3 protein-coding genes and 2 pseudogenes are annotated in these 4,383 nt (G+C 55.6%); 4 read left to right on the top strand and 1 reads right to left on the bottom strand.

Going from position 1 to position 4,383, the window contains the following annotated elements; translation table 11 throughout:
• Positions 1-110: pseudogene (locus tag K7H09_RS24090) on the top strand (VOC family protein); the annotation flags it as partial.
• A 116-nt stretch (positions 111-226) separates the two neighbouring features.
• A complete protein-coding gene (locus tag K7H09_RS24095) occupies positions 227-649 on the top strand; it encodes a VOC family protein (protein WP_041158575.1) in 423 nt (140 codons plus the stop codon).
• 145 nt (positions 650-794) lie between these two features.
• Here K7H09_RS24095 and K7H09_RS24100 read toward each other — a convergent pair.
• Positions 795-971 (bottom strand): annotated as a pseudogene (locus K7H09_RS24100) (transposase); the annotation flags it as partial.
• A gap of 431 nt (positions 972-1,402) precedes the next feature.
• Between K7H09_RS24100 and K7H09_RS24105 the strand changes: the two are divergent.
• Both K7H09_RS24105 and K7H09_RS24110 read left to right on the top strand, forming a co-directional pair.
• Positions 1,403-3,235 (top strand): LodA/GoxA family CTQ-dependent oxidase, encoded by a 1,833-nt coding sequence (locus K7H09_RS24105; RefSeq protein ID WP_041158574.1) that lies wholly within the window; start codon positions 1,403-1,405, stop codon positions 3,233-3,235.
• Positions 3,235-4,317 carry an NAD(P)/FAD-dependent oxidoreductase gene (locus K7H09_RS24110; RefSeq protein WP_230806334.1) on the top strand — a complete coding sequence of 361 codons (1,083 nt, stop codon included), beginning with the start codon at positions 3,235-3,237 and terminating at the stop codon, positions 4,315-4,317. The genes K7H09_RS24105 and K7H09_RS24110 overlap by 1 nt, the downstream gene beginning before the upstream one ends.
• Positions 4,318-4,383: the final 66 nt, after the last annotated feature.

Genomic DNA, 4,383 nt, shown 5'->3' on the forward strand with positions numbered 1-4,383 from the left:
ATGTCTATTTTGTCGATCCGGCCGGTTTTGAGGTGGAGTTTGTCGAATACCTGAGCGATATCCCGGCCGAGCGGAATTTAAACCGCGATGCGCAGCAAACAGCAACGTAGGAGAGATAGACAATTAGCGGTGTTTGGTAGTCAAGCATGCTCTTAATAAGCAGGGGTATGTAAGCAATAACGAGCCAGAAAGTCTCTTTTTTAAAACTAGAAATTTTGGATTGACAATGAAAATAGATGTCGGCTTTACGCACATTGCGTTATCAGCAAGTAACTTAGATCAGAGTATTGATTTTTATCAGCGCTACGCCCACATGTCTGTCATTCATGAGCGAACAGATAAGGAAATTGACAAGCGAGTCGTTTGGTTGTCAGATAAATCACGCCCATTTGTATTAGTGTTAGTACAAAGCAGTAATCCGGTTCCTATATTAGGGCCTTTTGCCCACCTGGGTGTTGGTTGTAAAAGCAAGAGTGAAGTAGATGATTTATGTGACCAAGCTAGGCGCGAAGGAATATTGTCCCGGGAGGTGACTGATAGCGGCTATCCGGTAGGCTATTGGGCATTCATAAATGATCCTGATGGACATGTTTTAGAAATTTCGTATGGACAGGAAATCGGCTTAACGGTTGAAAGATCGGAAACTTAGGGAACAGCAATACCGCCTCTGTTGCCGAGTGCTCTGTTGAGCTTCTTTCAAAACTGTCGTGTGAGCTGTTTAAAGCCAATCAGTAAGCAGCCCGCCCAGCAAAGTGAACGCATGGCGGAGATCAGTACGCCGCTCTTATCGTGTTGCAAGTGACGCCGGAACCCCATCCCATTTCTTGAGGTAACACTTCCCACGGGATGCCTGACTTAAGAACAAACAGGATGCCGGTCAAGGCGGCACGGTTGGAAACACATGGCCCACCACCATCATGCTTGGGTGAATCCAGTGGCAAGAGCGGCTCAACAATTCCCCAAAGTTCATCAGGACATTTTTCTTAGCCATAATAGCTAAGCTAGGCACGTAGGTGAGCTATTTCAAGGGTTTTGCAAGGAGCTCTTATAAATCCAGGCTGGATAGCTGCCTTCATGTGTTTAGAGATCAGCTATAAGTTTACACCGACTGATTTTGCAAATCGTAGGGGATAATGGTTTGGGTTGTGTTTAATAAACGCTTAAGCGGGGGAGGCCAGTTACCTTGTAAAAGGTAGCAGCACAATTTGAATAGATGAGACCCAAATTAAATTTCACCTTTTGCAGTGAATAAGTGGCTGTCTTGTTCTATCTTGGTAAGCAGCAGTGTACCGCTGATCCAGCTTTACTATTTCTTCAGTTACAGTTCAGAGATTCATGAGCCTATGCGGCGCCAGAACACCTTCGCTTCATGGTGTCGTCCCATACAAAAAGGGAGTGACAGATGTCTGAGATCGCTTACGCCAAAATTCACCCGGCCATTGGTATCGCCAGGGTGGGCAATTCCAAGCAAACTGACGGTTTTTACATCGGCCCCCAGGTCACCGAGCCCCTGCCCAGGGAACCGGGGGCCTATCGGGACGCCACTGGTGCCTTGAAACGCGAGGTGGCCGAGTTCCGCATCTACGCTTACGACGGCAACGGTAGGGTAGTGCGGGAACTGACCATGGATCCTACCACCGAGATTACCTGGACAGTGGAGGTAGCTAACCATAAAGCGGCTTGGTACAACTTCGAGCTCGCGTTGGATATCCCCGAAGCTGAGACGGCAGCGCCTTCCACGCGTCGTAACGCCGAGGTGGCTCTGCGGGATAGGCACAATCTGTCCATTACCCCAGGAGCGCGTAGCATCAATACCTGTTCCGGCGTGGCTCAGTTTCAGGGCGGCACGTTCATGGGAATAGAGGTGCCACTGGGGGAGTTACGCACCGACACTGTTGGTCGCCTGCAGGTATTCGGTGGCCATGGGCGCTCCGCTTCCTATCAGGAAAAGCCACCCACTACCTTCGCCAATAATGACGGCTGGTATGATGACACCAGTGACGGCCCCGTGACGGCCACAGTATTGGTGGATGGCCGTCCGATTACCGTGACGCCAGCCTGGGTGGTGGTGGCTCCGCCCAATTACGGCCCACAGCAGAAAGCGGTGCGTACCATGTACGCGCTGATGACGGATGTGGCTATCCAGGCTGGTCAGTTACCGGCACCCACCAGACCTTCCTTTACCGACGACATACTGCCCATCCTCAAAGCCATGTGCGATCTACAATGGATGAATGCGGGCTTTGCCGCTGGCTTCGGCTATGGCATGCCCCAGTACTTCCTGGAGCACCGCTACCTGTCGCAACTGGCCGAGCCGGGTGAAACCTACGCCGAACTTAGGCGCGCCGTGGCCAATAGCTTCCGCAATCCCCAGGACGGCGATATCTCCATGAAGCCTTGGCCCTGGATCTATGGCGATGCCATGAATGTTCCCATGCCAAATGTGCCCGACGCTATGAACACCCTGACCACCACCCAGCTGGCACTTCTGGACAAGTGGGCAGAAGGGGATTTTGAAGCGGACTACGATCCACATCGGCAATCACCTGAGAGTATCGACAAGGTTCCGTTGGAGCAGCAGCCCGCTATGCTGGACAGAGCAGCGATGGAGTTCTGCATCGCCGACGCTTTCCATCCGGGGTGTGAGATGACCTGGCCGGTACGCCATAGCACCATGTATATGGAACCCTACCGCTGGCGCCACCGCAGCCCCGAAGATCCGGAGCCGGACTATGGCACAACGCTGACGCCAGCCATGGCGAAGTCCTATAACGGCCCCCTATACGGCCAATACCCCGGCTCTATCACCCGTTGGATGGCCATTCCCTGGCAAACCGACACCGCCAGTTGCCGCTCCGGCTACGACACCGAATACGATCCCTATCTGCCCACCTTCTGGCCCGCTCGGGTACCCAATCAGGTGCTGAGTAAAGAGAACTATGACACGGTGATGAACGACTCGCTGCCGAGGGAAGAGCGTCTAGCTGCCTACCATCATCGCGCCGACTGGGACCGCACCCTGGGCCCTGACCACAAGCAACAGTTGGCGAGAATGGTGACTGATTTCGATCAGATGGGGATCGTGGAGGTGCGGCCAGGACTCGGTGGGGATCCCGACTTCCCACCGCAGATGCAGGTCGAAGATAGAGGCGGCCGTGACATGACGACCGAGGAGCGGCACGACACAGACAAAGGCATGCGGAAGCTGTTGATCGAACAACGACGCGGCCGCTAATGGCCGACTATCGCCCCTTCGACGTAGTGATTGTCGGTGCCGGACCTGCTGGGCTGGCGCTCGGCACTCTGCTGCGGCCGGAGCAGCGGGTGCTGGTGCTGGAACGCCGGGCTTCCCTGGCTAGGACGCCCCCCATTGGTGAGTCCCTGCCGGGAGCGGCAGCTGTGCTGCTTCAGCGCCTTAATTTGATGGCGGCTTTTCGGGACGCGGGACACCGGGAGCGGGGCGCTGCAGTATCGGTGTGGGACGATGATAAGCCGGTCTGGCGGGATGCCATCCAGGATCCGGCCGGACCTGGGTGGTATCTAGATCGGCGGGAATTTGAGCAGATGCTGCGTCTTCGAGCCCAGGATGTCGGGGTGACGCTGGGGGAGGGCTGCAAGCAAGTGGATATCCGCCACCGTCAGGGCCAGTGGTACTTGGACACGACACTGGGATCGTTTAGGGCGCCTGTGATGATTGACGCCACGGGCCGTAGTGGGTATCTGGGGCGTCAATTGGGATTACGGCGCGATGCTGATGATCCTTTGCTGTGCCTCTACAGTTTCCTGGACCAAGCGGCCGAGAGCCAGGACGCTACTATGCGCATTCAGGCGGATGCCCGTGGCTGGTGGTATACGGTGCCCCTGCCTCAAGGGCAACGGGTGTTGGCCTACCATATGGACGTCGATGATCCGCTATGCCGTCAGTTGTTGCGTCACCCCGATGCCTTTCTGGCCCGAGCCAGGGAGCATGCCCTATTGGCAGAGGTACTGGAGAGGGTGGCCCCCGCCCGTGTACGCGGTCGACCGGCGGGTACTTCCCTGTTGGAAGTAGGGCAGTTGCCGAAGGCGGGGCCGGGATTTCTGGCTATCGGCGATGCCCTGCTGGCCTTCGACCCATTGGCTTCACAAGGGCTCTTTCATTTCCTGGCTTCGGCAACCAGTGCAGCCAAGGCCATCGAATCTGGCTTGCACCAGTCACTCGGTGCCTACCAGCAGGAGATGCAAGCAGTCAGCCAGCGTTATCTCTGGCATCTCAAGGCCAGCTACCAGGGGCCAAGGCGTTTCAGTCAGAAGGCCTTCTGGCAACGGAGGCAGTGAATTGAAGGCCATGGCGAGTGATATGGCAAACCGCATAAATGGGTGCACTTTGGTGACGACGAACAT

It is taken from the genome of Halomonas sp. IOP_14 (assembly GCF_021021315.1).
Taxonomy (GTDB): Bacteria; Pseudomonadota; Gammaproteobacteria; order Pseudomonadales; family Halomonadaceae; genus Vreelandella; species Vreelandella titanicae.